Genomic DNA, 17069 nt, shown 5'->3' on the forward strand with positions numbered 1-17069 from the left:
CCTATGGCGGAAACTTCGATCGAGTGGACTGACGCGACGTGGAACCCGGTCGCAGGCTGCACCATCCTGACCGCTGGCTGCACTAATTGCTACGCGATGCGCCTGGCCGCTCGGCTCGAAGCGATGGGCATAGAGAAATACCAAGGCCTAACGCGCAAGACGGGGGGCCGCGCCAAGTGGACGGGCAAGGTGACGACGAACCCGAAATCTCTTGCGACGCCGACGACTTGGAAGAAATCCCGCCGGGTATTCGTCAACTCGATGTCCGACCTTTTTCATATAGACGTACCTGCCGATTTTATCCGACAGGTCTGGACCGTGATGTCAGGAACGCCGCGGCATACCTATCAGATTCTCACCAAACGACCGGAACGAATGGCGGAAATTCTGACGCGCGGAGATTTTCCGGTGCTGTCGAACGTCTGGCTTGGCACAAGCGTCGAGGACAACCGCGTTCTCGATCGATTGGACGAGTTGCGCAAAGTGCCGGCGGCCATCAGGTTTGTTTCGCTCGAGCCGCTAATCGGATCGGTGGCAGGCGCGGATCTAACCAATATTGATTGGGCGATCGTGGGCGGTGAATCCGGGCCGGGCTCGCGGTACATGGATCCCCGCTGGGTCGATGAGATCGAAGCCATGTGTCGGCGTTCCGGCACAGCGTTTTTCTTTAAGCAATGGGGCGGTCGCAACAAGAAGGCGACTGGGCGCACGCTCAACGGCCGGACCTATGACGAGATGCCGAGCCTGTCGATTTGAGAATGTCAGCCCCGAAAGACTTGGCGAGCTTGATCGCTCGTTCAGAAGGATTCGATATCGCGCAGAAGAGCGAGAAACGCTGAGGCTTTTCAAGAACCGGAAGGGGGTAAGGGTCCAAGACCTCAGCAAAGATCGTCTTCAGCCGCTGCCTCACATACTGCTCCAGCCCGCCGACGTCGGCGCCGCGTTGGAGCGTTTCGGAGTCATCAAGATAGCCAAGCAGATCCACAGTCGGCGGTGCCTTCACCTTCGAATAGAGTTCGCCTTTCCATTCGTCAGTCCCCAGCATGCGAGTTATGGCCGCTTCTTTGATCGCGTCGATCTTCGACATGTCCCTGGCGGCCTGTCGATACAAGCCAGCCAAAGGAAAGAGATACCAGACATCGATCGCCTTGGTGGCAGCGATCTTCTTCAGCGTCTCCCACTCGACCTCCATGCCATAGGGATCGAGGAACATTACTGCTCTGGTTTTCTTCCAGCCGTTCCACTCGATTTCACTCTGTATCAGACTGTTCGCATCACCCTGCAAAACTGAAATGTCGCGATGAGAGTTTGCGGCCTTCAAGCCTTCCAACGCCGCCACGTGTTTACGGCGCGTGTCCATGAAAACCAGGCGGTCGAACGGCGGGGTGATGTCGATCGCACTTTGGGCCGAACCTCGTCGCTGCTCGACTTGCTCGGGCGCGGGCTCTTCCAAGAGGTCGCCGGCCCGAGCCTTCACCCGAACAGTACGTCTACCTGTGCCAGCAAATGCGTCGATGTACCAAACGTGATCGCACCAATTGTGCAGAGCGGCAGAATAGCGTTTCAGGTACGCCTCAACAATGGCGAGCTTTATCTCAGTGTGTTGTCCGCCGAATTCGTGGTCATCCCCCGCCATTTCCAGTCCTCCTCGCCGCGCGATCGTCTACGGATCACATATTGAACATGCGCGCATATCGGCGCGATTGAGTTGGGCAGCTTTGGCGAATGCTGTCTCCCGATCAAATGGCCCGTGCCAGCGGCCGTTCCTGTCCCCTGTTCCGGCCTGCGTGCCTTGACCCCCGTTGCAGAAGCCGCATTCGGCTCGGTGGATCCGCCCTCGATCGCGGGTCCAATTCTCGTAGATGTAGTAATCCATCCCACCCTCATATTGCCAAATGCGTGACTGCCGGTCTGTTTTAGTAGGCGTATTTTGCAGGCCAGCGGCAATCTGTCCGTGCTTTGCCGTAGCAGTTGCTGTAGTCGACAAACTGACCAGTGGAGATGTCCCGGCATGCCCAAACGAGCTGGGGATATGGGTTGTAGAATTCGTCCCAATCGGCGCCCTGGTAGTAGTTCGGCCTGACGTACCCTCCTCGCCGCAGTCGTTGTTCGAGCACACCGCAACAGCCGCGCCTATCGCAGCGATCGCCACGCCGGCTGCGATTGCCTCGTTCTGCTTCCTGATCATTTTAGCGCAGTGGTCAACCGTCATTGATCGGCGCACCAGTTCGGTGTAGAGATCCTGCTGAAATTTCGCGTCCTTCGTTGACGCGAACGTCCTGCAAAGAGCGGAAGCGCTGACACCACTCGGGTTCTTGTTGAGCGCCTGTTGCGATGTCGTGCATGAGGCGCTTGCAAGCGCCATGGCTACCGCAGCCGAAACTGCGGCTCGTCTACCCGCCCTCATTGTACTTCCCCGACCCCAAATCATCCGGGCCGCGAACGCCGCGTCCGTTTGTCAGTCACTAGCAGAGCGTCTCGCACGCCATTCCGTCGCCGTCGCGGTCCAGCTTGCGCCCCCACGGGCAGTTGCTGAGATACCATTGGGCCTCATCGCAGGAGCTGATTTGCGAGCAAGTTCGCCGCGGCTGGCATGAATAGCCTTGTGCGACCTGCCCACTGCCGACGATGCCGAGCGGTTTGCTGATCGCCGGTTGTGCATAGTCCGCATGATTTGCGCGCCAATCCCAAGGCGCCTGAAACGTTCCGGCCCACAAGCCGGTCTTTGCCGCCTGCGCCTTCGCCTGCTGCTCTGCATAGGCTCCTCGGCTGTAGCGGGGCCAGTCTAACGCCTGGCCGTGCTCCACCATCCATGACGCGACGCCGCCGCCGTCCGCGCGCCTGCAATCGCCAACGAAGCGACCATAGCTGTCCCACGAGACAAACGTACACTGGACGGGCTTGGAGGCCGATAGGAAGCTGTCCAGCGCTTCGGCGGAGCGGCGCCCGCACGGATATTCGAAGCCTTTGGCGTCATCGCAATATTGCCGGCTCTCGGGCGCGTCTATGCCGGTGAACCGGATGCGTTGGCCATGGATCTCGATCGTGTCGCCGTCAATGACCGAAGCCACCCCGGCGATAGGCGCCGGTGTCGGCCCGATCCAGCTTGCCAGGTCCGTCTCAGGAAGGCGGTCGCTGTGCTGAATGAAGAACTGTGTGATCAACGCAGCGAACGCGGCGACCGTCACGAAGACCAGCCGCAGAGGCATGGCCACCTTCTTTCGTCCTGATGGTCTTGGGAAGCGAAACATGGCTAGTCGTTTTCTTGGCCGGTTCGGCCGCCTTCTTTGGCTTCAGCGGAACGCTCGCCGCAACGTCTACCCGCGCTGTCAGTCTGGGTTCGAAGGTCGCAGGGATGTTGGTCGTTGGCGCCAACATTCATGACAATGCCGCCCTGTGGAGTGGCTGGCGCTGGGTCGTTCCCCGATAGCGCTGCACGACGCCCGCAATGCGTTGTCCGTCGCCTTCAATGTGCGTGTTCTGGCTATTCGGATTGAACGGATCGACCGTCTGCAAAAGCATGTTTGAGTGGTTCGCATCGCCAGCCGTGAGCGTCCCCGTATCGTAGTGGTTCAAGTAGTCGGCTGCGCAACCCGAGATAAGCACTGCGGACAAGACGCACGAAAATTCGCGCACGCGCATGAATGAATTCCCCCAACCCCAGATGAGACCATGCGCTATTTGCTTTTTGTTGTCGAATCCAGAAGAGGTTCGATGGTCCGTGAAGGCACCATTGTCGTCACGCGACGTCGTCTACAGTTGATAGATCAGCAATGTTGGGTTCGGGGACGAATACATGCATGGTGCACTCGTCTTTAGTTTCGTTCTTGCATTGTTCCTGTCGTCGCCTCCTGCACTGGCCCGGTAGGACGGCGGCCATATGCAGATCGCTGCCGTACATTAGGTGTTCTAATGGTGGTCTGGAACGATGGAAAGCAGGCCGCGGACGTGATGTTTGCGAGGCTCGCAGCTGCCGTCAACGCCGCTGAATTGCTGGCGCGCTAGATTGCCGAGGCCTTGTTCGCTCAATCACTTGCCTTTAACTAAGACTCGTCAAAGTTGCAAAGATAGTTACTTTTATGTGTATGCTTGGGGGAGATCAGGACGGACAGCCGTGCTGGTTTAGGGGCGGAAACAATGCAAACAAGTATGAGCCAAAAGCTGGCGAGCTATGGCCAGTGGACCTACCGTGGCGCTTGGGCGCTTGAGATTGCAGCTGCAGCGATTGGCCTTACGACAGGTGTAGCTCTTGGCGTTCAGGCGTTTTCGGCAAGCGAATCCGTAACAGCCATGGATTTGACGCTCGCTAGTGCGCCCTTTCTCATGGTGGCAATTGCTGAGCTCACCAAAATACCGATAGCCACGCTGCTCTTTAGCGCATCGTGGTTCTGGAAGCCGGCAATTTTGATTTTCCTGCTCGTATTGGCCGGCATAACGTTTGAAACTGTCTTCATGGGAATGGAAAGAGCGGGTGCTCTGCGCCAACTGCGTTACGAGGAACTTGTAAACAAAATCGACGCCCTGGACCAGGAAGCTAAAAAGCTGGCTTCAGCCGACGAACTTGGCCGAAAATCCGATCAGGTCGAACAAGCGCGTTCCGAAATTGAGCAGCTTACGTCTCTTGCGGAAAAATCCCGCGCGACCTTTCAGTCGCAAATTGCCGAGGTCAATGCTGAGTTGGAGGGAACGACCGCCCTTACTCCAGAGGCCTCGCGCGTTCGTGATCAGGTGGACGAAAAAAGTGCGGTTCGATTGGCCTTGATTCAGCAGCGAGACGGCGAAGCAAAGGAAGCCGTTGATCAGTTCGAGCGTCAACGGGACAGCTTTGTTGAACGCATCAAAATGGCGCGCGATTCCGGCGATGGCGACTCGGCACGCCGGCTAGAATCAGAAGTGGCGAAACTCGCCAATCCACGCACTAAAATTATAGCCAAGTTCGACACTCAAATCGAACCGCTCGATCAAGAGGTCGCCGCCCTGCGTGCAGGTTTCGATCGTTTGCGGGCAAGCAGCCCACCTATGACTGCCGACCAGAGGCAAAAACTTATCGATAGACGCTCGACGTTGGAACAGACGCGCGACAGTGATGCCGAGGGTTGGCAGCGCCGATTGGATGACGCCGGCAACCAGCTGACAGAGGCTCAGAGCGCCGAAGCCAACAAGGCAAACACTTCGGCGCAAAACCAGGTCCGACAGGACCAGATTGCCAAAGAACTCAGTGTTTTGGAGAAGGAGCGGATCCCCATGGCGCGGACCGATCAGGTCCGGCGCATTGCTTCACGATGGTACGGGAGCAAACCGGAGTTAGTCACTGAAGCGCAAGCGGGAAAAATCTCTGTAATTTGGTTTGGCTCCCTCGCGCTCATTGCCGCCCTCGCGGGACCAATCACGGCAATGGTGGCACTCGCCCTCCAGCGAATTGCCGCCCGAGAAGAGGATAATTCAGAGAGCAAGTTTTCCAAACTGCTTCGCAGGTTGCTTTTGAGCTGGCGTTGGCGCCGAGTTCGAACAATTGAGGTTCCAGTAGAAGTTGCGGTCGAGAAAGAGGTTGAGAAGCGGGTAGAGGTGCCTGTCGAAAAAATCGTCAAAGAGATCCTCTACGTTCCGCTCTTCACCGACGATCCCGAAGTTCTTCGAAAAGCCTTGGACCAAGATTTGCCGCCTGAGGTCGCTGATCTCGTGACGGTATCAATGCAGGGCCGTAAAAGTGCTCGTCAGGCATAACACCACGCTGCTTGAACAAGCCGTCGATCTCGCCGTCAAGAGGTCGGCAATTCCGACCCTGCAAGCTCAAGCCGCGGCTCAAGAGAAAACAGCTCGAGCGACCGCCTTCCGTCGGATGGCGACAGGCGGAGCCATTGCAGTGGCGGCGGTCGGGATTGGGCTGGGCATTAAGCTTGGTCTCTGGGATAAGAACTTGCCCGAGCCAGTAAAGTTGCCGAGGGTGGAGCAACCGAGCGCGCGCACAGTCCCCAATTATGATTCTGCGCCTATTCCGATCCCAACTCCAAAGCCGGCGCCGGAAGAAACGCCACGGGCTGAAGTGCCTGCCAAGCCTGACGTGGTGACGGTCGACTTCAATAAGTTCGCCACCAAGAATGTGGAATTCCAAGGCAGCACCTGGGAGCTAATCTCGGGCCATTACTTCAAGGATGAAAACGACGAAACCTGGGACCGGGCATGGTGCTATTCTCGACGAAATGTCAACGGCGTGGACGTGAACGTTTCGTTGGCGTCTCGATCTGCCCCGAGCTCGCCACCAGTCGGGCCCGGTGCTGCCGTTCAGACGCTCCAGCTAGTCGGTCTCGATGATTCATCGGCTCTTGATCTGGCAACAAGATGTGCGTGGTTGGACGGTCGCACATTTATCTCGGCACAGTTCATTCCCGACCAGAATCGAGAACAAGGCAGTACGGTGCCGGCACTAACTCCTGCACCCGAAGTCGATCCAGATAGCGGATTTGTGGTTATGGCGGGATGGGACGCGATCGGAAACGACTTGCCCGATATGCCGATTAGAAACGTGAGTTCCGAACAGTGCCAGAGCGTGTGCGATAGAGACTTCAAATGTTTGGCGGTGACCTACAATACGAAATTCCAGGCTTGCTTTATGAAGGGAGACGCCTCGCTGCTGGTCAAAAGCGATGAGTCCATCATGGCCGCCAAGAAGGTGGTCGAAGGCAATTTGCGGTACTCCAATTTGGTGTTCGCTACCAAAACAGAAATTTTCGGGAATTCATATTGGAGCGCTGCTCTCCGGTATCCCGACTGTATTCTGCAGTGCGCGAACGACAACTCTTGCGTTGGGTTCAACTTCCGCAAAAAGGAAAGCGCGTGTGTTCTCTTTAATCGCATAACCGAATCCGCTGGCAACGCTGCCGTGGCATCAGGCATCAAAAGCGTCGCGAATTAGCGAATAAGCGTTCGCGCCGCAAGATTTCTCACAGTGCTTCCGCCACTGATCGGCCCGTGATCGTAGTGCGATCGGTCCACAGTCGATCCTACGCCGACCAACCCGGCCATGTGCTGTCGACCATCGGCACGCCGTTGCAGTTGTAGTCGTAGACGAACCGCCCTGTAGCCTGTCTCGGCAGCGCCAGATCACACTGTAGTTCTTGCCGTAGAGCTGATCCCACGCGACACCGTAGACCTGCGGCGAATAGTATCCTCCGCCACCATTGTTCGCTGCGGCATCGGCCGCGGCAGCGACACCTGCGACCGTTATCCCAGTCGCTACAGCATTGTCAGTTTGTATGAGCCTGATAGCCTGATGCACCGTAAGCGATGTTCCGACGGCACCTTTCGGGGATCGGCGTGAAGGACGATGTTCGGAGCCTTTGAGGTGACCTGCCACTGAACTGTCATCCAGTGGCGATTAGAGCCTTGGCCGTTTTGCTCCGATACCATTCTTTGGACCGCCGGAAGGTAGAGTTTCCCGGCCTTCTCACGATGGCGGGCTGGCTGCGCCATCGGGATTGAGCAACGAGATCGGCACCTTATGCAGGGACAGGCGGAGCAGGTGGAAGTGGTGGACCGGGAGGGACAGGTGGAGACGGAGGTTCCGGTGGCACCTTTACCTTTGTTAGCAGCAAAGATAACTATGCCGCCGCGTCAGCAGCAATGCGCGTCGATTTATCGCCTGGACTGCCTGGTCAGGCTGGGAACCCGGGAAATCCTGCCCCAGGAGGCGATGGCGGACAGGGGGCCGGCAAGAATCTGCCCTATTATAGAACGTCAGAGAGCAACGGCGGCCGGGTGCACAGGGAAATGCGGGCCTGCCCGGTACAGAAGGAAATCCCGGTCGTGCAGGCGACTATTTGGTCGGTACACTTTCGGCTCCCGATATTGATCAAATCCTGACGAAGAGGTGACGGAACATAGTTCCGGCGTTCTCCTGGTAGTCGCGGCGTCGCGCTGGACGCTGCCCCGCGCCTAAGTTCGGTTCTATCGACATTTCCGAGCCCGCGTTTTCGCGGCCTTATGCAGCCCTCCTACGCTGCACCGCGCGGAACGGGTGCAGATTCAAACGATCGGCGCCGTTGGGCAGTCGGCGGGTGGACGCAGCATACTCAACAAAGGTTAGGGTGCCGGCCTGCAAAGCGGCGCGGCAGGCGGCTGCCGTCGCGTCGTGTCGATGAATGGGACGGCGGTGTGCGTCGTCGACGATCAGGGCGCGGTGCATCTGGAGGCGCTGGTGGTGACCGATCCCGAGGCGATCTCCGACATCCTCCCTTCCTGGGGCGACTTCGCCGCGTCGGTCACGAGGCGGGATCGCTGTCGCCATGGCTGCACCCGAAGCTCAAGAAACTCGGCCTGCCTGCGATCTGCTTGGAGACGCAGCACGTGCGCGCCGCGATGTCGGCGCAGCGCAACAAGACCGACAAGGCCGATGCGCTTGGCATCGCCCACATCATGCGCCTGGTTCCGCCAAGCCTACATCAAGTCGGAGAGCTGCTACCGACCACGGCTTCTGCTGACGCATCGGCGCAATCTGAAGGCCAAGTTCCTCGACCTGGAGAACGCCATCCGCCACTCGCTGAAGTCGTTCGGCATCCGCTTGACAAGGTCGGACGCGGGGCTTTCGAGCAGGCGGTGCGCCAGGCTGTGGCAGACGATCCGCTGTCGGCCGAGCTGATGGACGCCATGCTGTCGGCGCGCGCTGCGCTGTGGAGGCAGTACTGCCGGCTGCACGACCTCGTCGTGAAGCTTGTCGGACGCAGCGAGCCGTGCCTGGGTTCATGGTGATCCCCGGTGTCGGCCGGTGACGTCGCTCTCGTTCATGCCCGCGATCGACGATCCGTCGCGCTTCCGCCGCTCGCGCGACGTCGCGGCCTACTTCGGGCTGACGTCGCGGCGCTGGCAGTCGGGCACTTCGCGTCCAGGGCCGCATCTCGAAGGCCGGCGAACGCGGACGTGCGGCGCGCGCGCTACGAGGCGGCGTCGGGACTGATGACGCGCTTCAAGGGCAAGGACAAGGTCAAGAGCTGGGGCCGGGAGATCGCCAAACGTTCATGCCACCGCAAGGCCTGCGTGGCGGTGGCGCGCAAGCTGGCGGTGATCATGCACGCCATGTGGAGCGACGGAACGTTCTACGTCGGCGATGCGACCGCGAGCCAAGCCGACGCTGCTCAGAGCGCATATCAAGGCCGCAAGCTTCTGGGGGGCGCATCAATGAGCGGTGCGACGGCAGCTGAACGCATGGCGCCCGCACGCTGACGGACGCCCTCTGCAACAAGGAGATCCGCCTTGGGCGGATGAGGACCGATGCAGACCAGGAACGACGGAACGCACGTTATCCTGCCTGCGGCCGCGCCGATCGACAGGCGGCCGGACCGCCGCTCGATTGCCTGTGACGATGCTCCGTCAGTCCGATGGAAAAGTGCCCCACGACGGTTCGAGCGCTGCCAGAGCGCAGCCAAAACACCCCGTCGCAGAGCGCGAAAGACTGCACGGCGCCATCAGAACTCGGCGCCAAAAAGCGGAATCGTAGAGAATAGATTCGTGTATTATCGCAACCTGGAAGAGTAACGACGATAGCAACCGAGTCTCGCCAAGCACAACCGCACAACCAATTACGACTGCCGCCCGTAATCGGCAAGCGGCGCCGGCGTCTGGAAAAACGCTGCTTGCAGGCGTGTCGGCTGCTAAGAAACCTCCTGTCAAACAACGCAGGAGAGGGACGATGGAATTCTTTTGTGGACTGGATGTTGCGATGGACGAGACGGCGGTGTGCGTCGTCGACGATCGCGGCGCGGTGCATCTGCAGGCGACGGCCTTGACCGATCCCGACGCGCTGTTGGCGGTGTTGAAGCCTTTCCTGCGGCGGCTGAGAAGGTCGGCCACGAGGCCGGTTCGCTGTCGCCCTGGCTGCATCCGGAACTGCTGAAGCTGCAGCTTCCGGCAGTGTGCCTGGAGACGCAGCACGTGCGCGCGGCGATGTCGACGCAACGCAACAAGACCGACGCGGCCGATGCCCTGGGCATTGCCCATATCATGCGCACCGGCTGGTTCCGGCACGCGCACATCAAGTCGGAAGCCCGTTATCGGATGCGGTTGCTGCTGACGCACCGGCGCAATCTGAAGCGCAAGTTCCTCGATCTGGAGAGTGCTATCCGCCATTCGCTCAAGAGCTTCGGCATTCGCCTGAGCAAGGTCGGCCGGAAGGCTTTCGACCAGGCTGCGCGCGATGCGACGACCGGGGCTACGCTGACGTCAGAGCTGATGGACGCCATGCTGACGGCACGCGCCGCGCTGTGGAAGCAGTACTGCCGGCTGCACGAGCTGGCCGTGAGGTTCGTCGCCCGCGACGAGCTGTGCCGCCGCTTCATGGCGATCCCCGGCGTCGGCCCGGTGACGGCGCTGAGCTTCATGACGGCGGTCGAGGACCCGTCCCGCTTCCGCCGCTCGCGCGATGTTGCTGCTTACTTCGGCCTGACATCGCGGCGCTGGCAGTCGGGCACCTCGATCGACTCGCAGGGCCGAATATCGAAGGCCGGCGACGCGGACGTCCGACGCGCCCTCTACGAGGCGGCGTCGGCGCTGATGACGCGCTTCCGCGGCAAGGACAAGCTCAGGACCTGGGGAACGATGCTCGCGAAGCGGGGCAATCACCGCAAGGCGACCGTCGCGGTGGCGCGCAAGCTGGCGGTGATCATGCACGCGATGTGGACGGACGGGACCTGCTATGTCGGCGACCCGGCGGCGAACGAAGCCGACCTTGTTGCGCGCGCCCGGGTCAAGGCCTGGGAGACGCTTGGCGCAGCCCGATGAACGACGCAACCACGCTTGACGCGCAACGCCGGCGCGGCATGACAGACGCAAACTGAACACACGAGCTCCGCTGCGAAGCGGATGAGGACCGGTGCAGACCAGGAACGACGGGACGCACGCTATCTTGCTTGCGGCCGAGCCGATCGAAAGACGGCCGGACCGCGTTGGACTGCCTGTGACGATGCCCCGTGAATCCGATGGAAAGATGCACCCCGACGGCAAAAGCGCTGCCAGCATGCAGCCCGAAAACGCCGTCGGCGAGTGCGCAGGACTGCACGGCGCACCGGATCTCGGCCGCTTCCCGGGAAAGCATGTTGCGGAAAGCCGCAAAGTGTTTTTGAGTAGAAAAGAGGAGAGACGACGATGGTAAAAAGAGTACCGGAAGCACAACCGATTAGGACGGCTCTCCTAATCGGGCTCGCCACAGAGATCGACCGCCGAGAGTGGTAGAGGTGCAAGGAATCTGAGAGCCTGACAGCGTATTTGTTCACTGCGGTCAGGAGAGATTCATGAACAGCCCGGTTTACATTGGCCTTGATGCGTCGCTGGATGAGACGAGCATCTGCGTGGTCGACCACGATGGCAAAATCGTGTTCGAGACGAAGGCGGAGAGCCATCCAGAGGCGCTCCACTGCGCTTTGAAGGGTTACGTGGAGCGCGCTCAGCGCATCGGCATCGAGGCGTCTTCGATAGGCGTCTGGCTGGCGCGTGAGCTGCTGTTCCGGAAGCTGCCGGTGATCGTCGTCGAGGCCCGTCACATGCGCACGAGCCTGAGCGCTATGCGCAACAAGACCGACAAGAACGATGCGCGCGGCATTGCGCAAATGATGCGCATGGGGTGGTTTCGTGCCGTCCACGTCAAGGGCGTGGAGAACCAGCGGTTTCGCACGATGCTGGCCAATCGCAAGCTGCTCAAGCGCAAGCTGGTGGATCTCGAGAACCACATTCGCGGCTCGCTTCGGGTGCATGGCTTGAAGGTTGGCGCAATCGGCCGGCACGAGTTCGAGGCCCGCGGGCGCGAACTGCTGGACGGCGCCGATTTCGCCTTCGAAGGGATGATCGACAGCCTGCTGGCTGTCCGTAGCGCGGTCATTGAAGGCTACGAACGGCTGCACACGATGCTGCTCAAAGCTGTCGCCGCCGATCCTGTCTGCCGGCGCTTCATAACCGTGCGTGGCGTCGGACCGGTTGCGGCTTTGACCTTCAAGGTAGCGATCGATGATCCGCATCGGTTCACACGTTCTCGAAACGTCGGCGCTCATTTTGGCCTGACCCCGAGAACGCCATCAGACCGGCAGCTCGATCGACTTCACTGGGCGCGCATCGCCAAGCAGGGCGACATGACTGCACACGAGTCGCTGTGCGAGGCGGCGGCCATGTTGCTGCGCTCGCGCCGCGGCTCGACCCTCAAGGCGTGGGGGCTCAAGATAGCCAAGAAGCGCTCGATGCTGTGCGCGATCACAGCAGTCGCCCGCAAGCTTGCCGCCATCCTGCACCGCATGTGGCTTGACGGCAGTGTGTTCGATCCAGGCGCCGGGGCGGTTGTCACGCCGGCGATGCGCGCAACGCTGAAGGCATTGAGAACGGCTTGACGATGGTCGCGTCCCGACAGTTTTGAGGAGGTTCTGAGGTCTGAATTAAAAGAGTTCCCGTGCTCACGGGCGGCGTCCAGGCAGGGCGTTGGATGAGACTGAGTCCGCTATCTTGCCGGCATCCGCCCGTCACCGGGATGAATGCGCCGTGATCGCTAGGACCGTCTCGTCATGAGGCCATTGATATGGCCCGAAGGAGAGCATGCGACGGCTGATTTGAGCCGAGCGCGTAGTAACGCAGGGACCCTGCCGAGGGAAGCGTGGTTGCAAGAAGCCACGAGTTTACGGGTGACTGTGAAGCAGAATTGGAGATGTCATGCAGCCGGAAAGTCATTATTGTAGTTGACATCAGGGGCCCGATTAGTAAGGCAAGATAAAGCGAGCTGGCGCTCGCACTCGCTTCGCTCGTAAGTGTCTGTCTGCACATTGTTTTTTCCGACGTATGCTAACGCCAGGCTGAATGACGCGAGGTGCGGATGATGCCGGCTGGTTCGCTATCCTGTTGATCTGAAAAGCAAAGATGCGGTGTCGCAGCGATGTGCGATCCGCCGTTTTACGCCGCAGCAAGTCTTTGTGCGCCATAGCACACTCGGCAATCCAGCCATCTTGAAGCGCGAAATCCGACTGCCGATGCTGTCGTTATGGCAGATCGTGACAGCGACAGATTCCAGGTTCGCACCGGCCGGACGCGGGATGGCGGCGCGCCGGTCAATTCGCGCACGCTGCCCTTCGTGCGCCAGGTCGAGATCGCTGTCCGCAAGCAAGGCGGCAATCCCTATCGCATCGGCGGAAGCAGCGGTGCCGGGAAGGGGAGTGGCCGCTTCAACGCCCGCGGCCGCGGCGGCAAGGTGGCGGCAGGGTTGCCAAAGGATGGTGGCGGTTGGAAGCAGGACGGCAATGGCATCCGCTTTCGCTCGCGCCGCGTCGTGGTGAAGGCACGTGTGGTCAAGCTGCCGGGGCGAGGGAAGGCCGCCGGGCGCGGCCAAAAGTTCGTGACGACGAGCAAGGCTGTCGATGCGCATCTGCGCTATCTCCAGCGCGACGGCGTCACCAGAGACGGCGAGAAGGGCAGGGTATACTCGGCCGTCGACGACGAGGCCGACAGCAAGGCCTTCGTCGAGCGCGGCCGCGGCGACCGGCATCAGTTCCGTTTCATCGTTGCGCCGGAGGATGCCGCCGAGATGCAAGACCTGCGCTCATTCACCCGCGATCTCATGCAGCAGATGGAAGCCGACCTTAACACGCGCCTCGACTGGATCGCTATTGACCATCACAACACCGGCCATCCGCACACCCATGTGCTGCTGCGCGGCGTCACCGACGACGGCAAGATCCTGAACATCGCCGGCGACTACATCGCCCATGGCATTCGTCACCGGGCAAGCGAGCTGGTCGAACGGGAACTCGGCCTGCAAAGCGAGGTCGAGGTCGCCCGCAAGCTGGCCAACGAAGTCGGGGCCGAACGGCTGACCCGGCTCGACCGCATGCTGATTGCCGAACANTGTTGTCGATCTCCGTCCCAACGCCAGCGACAGCTACACCATTTCCAGCAATCGCTATCTGCTGATCGATCGGGCGAAAAGACTGGAGCACTTCGGCCTGGCGAACGAGATGGAGCCCGGCCGTTGGTTGATCTCCGACAGAGCCGAAAGCACGTTGCGCGCGCTTGGCGAGCGCAACGACATCATCAAGACCATGCACCGGGCACTCGAGGAGCACGGCCTCGCCGATGAACGGGGCGCGGCGCAATATGTCATGCACCGCCAGACCATCACCGAGCCGGTCGTCGGCCGTGTGCTTGCCAAGGGGCTTGCCGGNGGCGCAATATGTCATGCACCGCCAGACCATCACCGAGCCGGTCGTCGGCCGTGTGCTTGCCAAGGGGCTTGCCGGTGATGAGATGAGCGACAAGCTGTCGCTCGTCATCGACGGAGTCGACGGGCGCACCCACTATGTCGAGACCGCCGATGCGGCAAAGCTAAATGACGTTCAGCGCGGCCATATCGTGGCGCTCGATCCCATCCTGCCGAAGCAGGAGCCGCGTGCGGCCGACCGCAACATCAGCGCAGTAGCGGGCGAGGAGGGCATTTATCGGCCGAGCAGACACCTGGAGGCGATCCGCGAGACATTTTTGCAGCAGGGCAAGGACCCGGAAGCCTTCGTCCGCTTCCATGTCCGCCGTCTCGAAGCGCTGCGCCGGGCCGGCCATGTCGAGCGCATCGACGAAGACCACTGGCGCATTCCAAAAGACCTGTCCGAGCGCGGCATCGCCTACGATGCCCGCAGCCGCGGAAAGGACTTCTCCGTCCGCGTGCTCTCGACCTTCGATCTCGACGCGCAGATCGGCAGCGACGGCGCCACCTGGCTCGATCGGGAGCTTACCGCCAGGACCCCTGTGCCGCGGGTCCGGTCAGGCTTTGGTCTCGACGTGGATAACGCCCTCGACAGACGGGCTGCCCAACTCGTCGGGATGGGCCATGCCGAACGCGATGCGGCCAGCGGGACGATCACCTTCTCGCGCGACCTTGTTGCCACGCTCGAGCGCCAGGAGGTCGCGCGCGTCGGCAAGGAAATGGCCGCTGCACGCGGCCTCACCTTCGCGCCCGTACAGCCCGGCAACCATGTCGGCGGCACGCTTCTTGGCTCGGTCCGTCTTGCCAGCGGGCGCTTCGCCATGCTGGACGATGGCATCGGGTTTCGGCTTGTGCCCTGGCAGCCGATGCTCGAAAAGCGCATCGGCCAGCACATCACTGGACTCGTGCAAAACAGCGGCGGCATTGACTGGAGCTTCGGCAGAAGACGCAGCATGGGGATTGGGATGTGAGGGTAGCGCGCATTAAACACCCGCGGGTAGGTCACGGTGCCGCGGGGCCGAGATCGTCAGCGTGCCGTTGGCCGGCGAGCCGCGCACGGCGAACAGAAACTCATCCTCAGTTGGCGGGACGTTTTTTCGTTCATAGAGACATTGCCCCGAGGTCATGCTGACTGCCACTGATCTGGCAGCGACTGCCGGCTGTGTATGCCGGTCGTCGGCCGTGGCTGAAAACGATCCTGAATCTTGCGCTCAACCGATCAGCAACCGGCTAGGGTCGCCGCAATCTGACGCCCGGGCGATCGCCATTGGTAAACTCCACGCCTTCGGCTTCAAGAACGGTACGAATCTTTGCTTGGGTTTCGGCGGATACAATCGAACCGTTCTTACCATCGCTTTCGCAGCGCTTAATTGTCGGAACAGATACCCCCGCACGGCGAGCAAGCTCCGCCTGGGCGATACCAATCAACGCGCGGGCTGCCCGCATCTGTCCTGCTGTCACCAAGCCTGTTGATCCCTTTAGATCATTCCTATATGATCCAAAGGTATCAGCGATACCCTTGGGCCGATGGTCCGAGGTGCGGCTAGGCGCGGTGTTGGCGCACCGTGCCCAGCCTGACCACAACCCAAGCTTCTGAGGAGCTCGGATCATGGGTGATTCCGACAATACCACGACTCCGCCGTTCGTCACTCGCAGGGAAGTGCTTGCGGGAGGGATGATCACGTCCACTGCTTTGGGGCTTGAGAAAAGCGCTTCTGGCGGATCGCCCGCAGCCACGAGTATGCCTCTCGCCGACCCAGCGCTGGCGCTCTGGCACGAATGGGAGAGAGTCCACAAATTGACCGGGCAGCTCTGCCGTATGCAGCAACACCTGGAGACGAGGCTTGTTGAGAGCATCGGCTTTCCATGTGTGACCGTCCGCCTGCCGGAGGGAGAAGACGTGACCGTCCACTCGATCGGGGCGGTCAATGATGTACTCGGCAAAGGGCCCGACATGGCGGCTCTCCGCGAGAAGGCCGAAGCTGATTTGGCGGCACATCAGGCCCGCTGGGACGCGGCTGCCGAGGAGGGCGGCTACACCGCAGCGCTCAGGGACGAGCGCGAGGCTGGCGACCGGGCGGAGGATCTGCTTGAAGCGTTCTCAACCACCCCCGCCACGACGCTCGCCGGTGTGGCGGGCAAGCTCGATGCCGTATTGCGCGAGGGCGAAGCCTGGGAGGGATCCTCCGAATTCCCCTGGCCGCAAATCCGCTCGGCGCTCAGTGATCTGGTGCGCATGGTGCAAGAGAAGATGCCTGAATAGTTCTTTCACTGCGGGCGGTGTCCCGAGCTCCGCAAGTGGCGGGCTGGTGCTGTACAGTCGCATAATATGCGGCGTGGAACTCAACAGAGGACCTGATCAGGTTCCTGATCCATCACAACTTGCACCCTGGCAAATCGAGGTAGAAATCATAAGAGGCGGACCGTGAGTGGGGGTCGTTAGCGAAAGAAGGACCAGATTTGCATGTTCAGGAGCGCCGGCCGGCGGCCGACACCTCCGAAGAAAGATCATTGAGACGACTTCGGGCAAGCCCGCGCAGGAGCCCGACCTCATCTGGCGCGCCAGCCGGCATCACCGAGAAGGGCAGGCGAATAGCGTCTCCAAACGGTTTGCCGCGCCTGCGTGAGTTCAATCCGTATGGATGCGAACCCTAGTTGGTCTTCAACTGGCCGACGCGGTTTTCCGCGATCCAGCGGGCGGCAAGCACCAGCGCGCCCATGCTGAAATCCTTGCCATGCTTGGCCACCATTTCTTCCGACAGCTTGGCCAGCCGTTCGAAAAATTCGTCCTTGCTCTCGTCCTCGGGGGTGGGTTCGGTCTCCATGTGATCCTCCTGTTTCATGTGGGCTGCGT

14 protein-coding genes and 2 pseudogenes are annotated in these 17069 nt (G+C 60.7%); 9 read left to right on the plus strand and 7 right to left on the minus strand.

The genetic code is table 11. From position 1 onward, the window contains the following. The first annotated feature begins 3 nt into the window (after positions 1–3). The gene (locus X773_RS48420) at positions 4–756 is read left to right on the plus strand and encodes a DUF5131 family protein (RefSeq protein ID WP_023675569.1); all 753 of its coding nucleotides are present in this window, start codon (positions 4–6) and stop codon (positions 754–756) included. Here X773_RS48420 and tcmP read toward each other — a convergent pair. From tcmP to X773_RS73590, 3 genes are all read right to left on the minus strand, one after another. After that, entirely contained in the window at positions 713–1636 is a 924-nt protein-coding gene (gene tcmP / locus X773_RS48425; RefSeq protein WP_023675570.1) for a three-Cys-motif partner protein TcmP, read from the minus strand. The genes X773_RS48420 and tcmP overlap by 44 nt on opposite strands. 829 nt (positions 1637–2465) lie before the next feature. Further along, positions 2466–3209 (minus strand): thermonuclease family protein, encoded by a 744-nt coding sequence (locus X773_RS0137415; protein ID WP_023675572.1) that lies wholly within the window; start codon positions 3207–3209, stop codon positions 2466–2468. A gap of 169 nt (positions 3210–3378) precedes the next feature. Further along, positions 3379–3642, minus strand: coding sequence for a hypothetical protein (locus tag X773_RS73590; RefSeq protein WP_156937303.1), 264 nt, complete (start codon positions 3640–3642; stop codon positions 3379–3381). 507 nt (positions 3643–4149) lie between these two features. Between X773_RS73590 and X773_RS48430 the strand changes: the two genes are divergently transcribed. The 5 genes and pseudogenes from X773_RS48430 (at position 4150) to X773_RS48450 (ending at position 12362) form a co-directional block, all read left to right on the plus strand. Beyond that, positions 4150–5724, plus strand: coding sequence for a hypothetical protein (locus X773_RS48430; RefSeq protein WP_023675574.1), 1575 nt, complete (start codon positions 4150–4152; stop codon positions 5722–5724). Continuing rightward, positions 5708–6913: a PAN/Apple domain-containing protein gene (locus X773_RS48435; RefSeq protein WP_023675575.1), complete on the plus strand. Its 1206-nt coding sequence runs from the start codon at positions 5708–5710 to the stop codon at positions 6911–6913. Before X773_RS48430 ends, X773_RS48435 begins: the two co-directional genes overlap by 17 nt. Positions 6914–8134: 1221 nt before the next feature. After that, a pseudogene (locus X773_RS48440) lies at positions 8135–9216 on the plus strand (IS110 family transposase). A gap of 466 nt (positions 9217–9682) precedes the next feature. Beyond that, positions 9683–10770, plus strand: a pseudogene (locus X773_RS48445) (IS110 family transposase). 509 nt (positions 10771–11279) lie between these two features. Next, complete coding sequence (locus tag X773_RS48450; protein WP_023675580.1) at positions 11280–12362, plus strand: IS110 family transposase; 1083 nt, start codon at positions 11280–11282, stop codon at positions 12360–12362. 494 nt (positions 12363–12856) lie between these two features. Here X773_RS48450 and X773_RS78955 read toward each other — a convergent pair whose 3' ends face one another. Continuing rightward, positions 12857–13549, minus strand: coding sequence for a hypothetical protein (locus X773_RS78955; protein ID WP_280952078.1), 693 nt, complete (start codon positions 13547–13549; stop codon positions 12857–12859). Between the two features lie 9 nt (positions 13550–13558). Further along, positions 13559–13777 carry a hypothetical protein gene (locus X773_RS78960; RefSeq protein WP_280952080.1) on the minus strand — a complete coding sequence of 73 codons (219 nt, stop codon included), beginning with the start codon at positions 13775–13777 and terminating at the stop codon, positions 13559–13561. A 196-nt stretch (positions 13778–13973) separates the two neighbouring features. On the opposite strand from X773_RS78960, the gene X773_RS78965 reads away from it, so the two are divergent. Together X773_RS78965 and X773_RS77970 are read left to right on the plus strand one after the other, a co-directional pair. Next, positions 13974–14258 carry a DUF3363 domain-containing protein gene (locus tag X773_RS78965; RefSeq protein WP_280952087.1) on the plus strand — a complete coding sequence of 95 codons (285 nt, stop codon included), beginning with the start codon at positions 13974–13976 and terminating at the stop codon, positions 14256–14258. After that, entirely contained in the window at positions 14194–15186 is a 993-nt protein-coding gene (locus tag X773_RS77970; protein WP_280952082.1) for a DUF3363 domain-containing protein, read from the plus strand. Before X773_RS78965 ends, X773_RS77970 begins: the two co-directional genes overlap by 65 nt. Positions 15187–15445: 259 nt before the next feature. Here the strand turns inward: X773_RS77970 and X773_RS74305 are convergent, their stop codons facing one another. After that, a complete protein-coding gene (locus X773_RS74305) occupies positions 15446–15676 on the minus strand; it encodes a helix-turn-helix transcriptional regulator (RefSeq protein WP_348625921.1) in 231 nt (76 codons plus the stop codon). Positions 15677–15824: 148 nt separating this feature from the next. Between X773_RS74305 and X773_RS48460 the strand changes: the two genes are divergently transcribed. Then, the gene (locus tag X773_RS48460) at positions 15825–16478 is read left to right on the plus strand and encodes a hypothetical protein (protein WP_023675581.1); all 654 of its coding nucleotides are present in this window, start codon (positions 15825–15827) and stop codon (positions 16476–16478) included. Between the two features lie 388 nt (positions 16479–16866). On the opposite strand, the gene X773_RS77280 is transcribed toward X773_RS48460, so the two are convergent. After that, complete coding sequence (locus X773_RS77280) at positions 16867–17040, minus strand: hypothetical protein (RefSeq protein ID WP_023675582.1); 174 nt, start codon at positions 17038–17040, stop codon at positions 16867–16869. Positions 17041–17069: the final 29 nt, after the last annotated feature.

Source organism: Mesorhizobium sp. LSJC280B00 (assembly GCF_000502835.1).
In the GTDB taxonomy this organism is placed as follows: domain Bacteria; phylum Pseudomonadota; class Alphaproteobacteria; order Rhizobiales; family Rhizobiaceae; genus Mesorhizobium.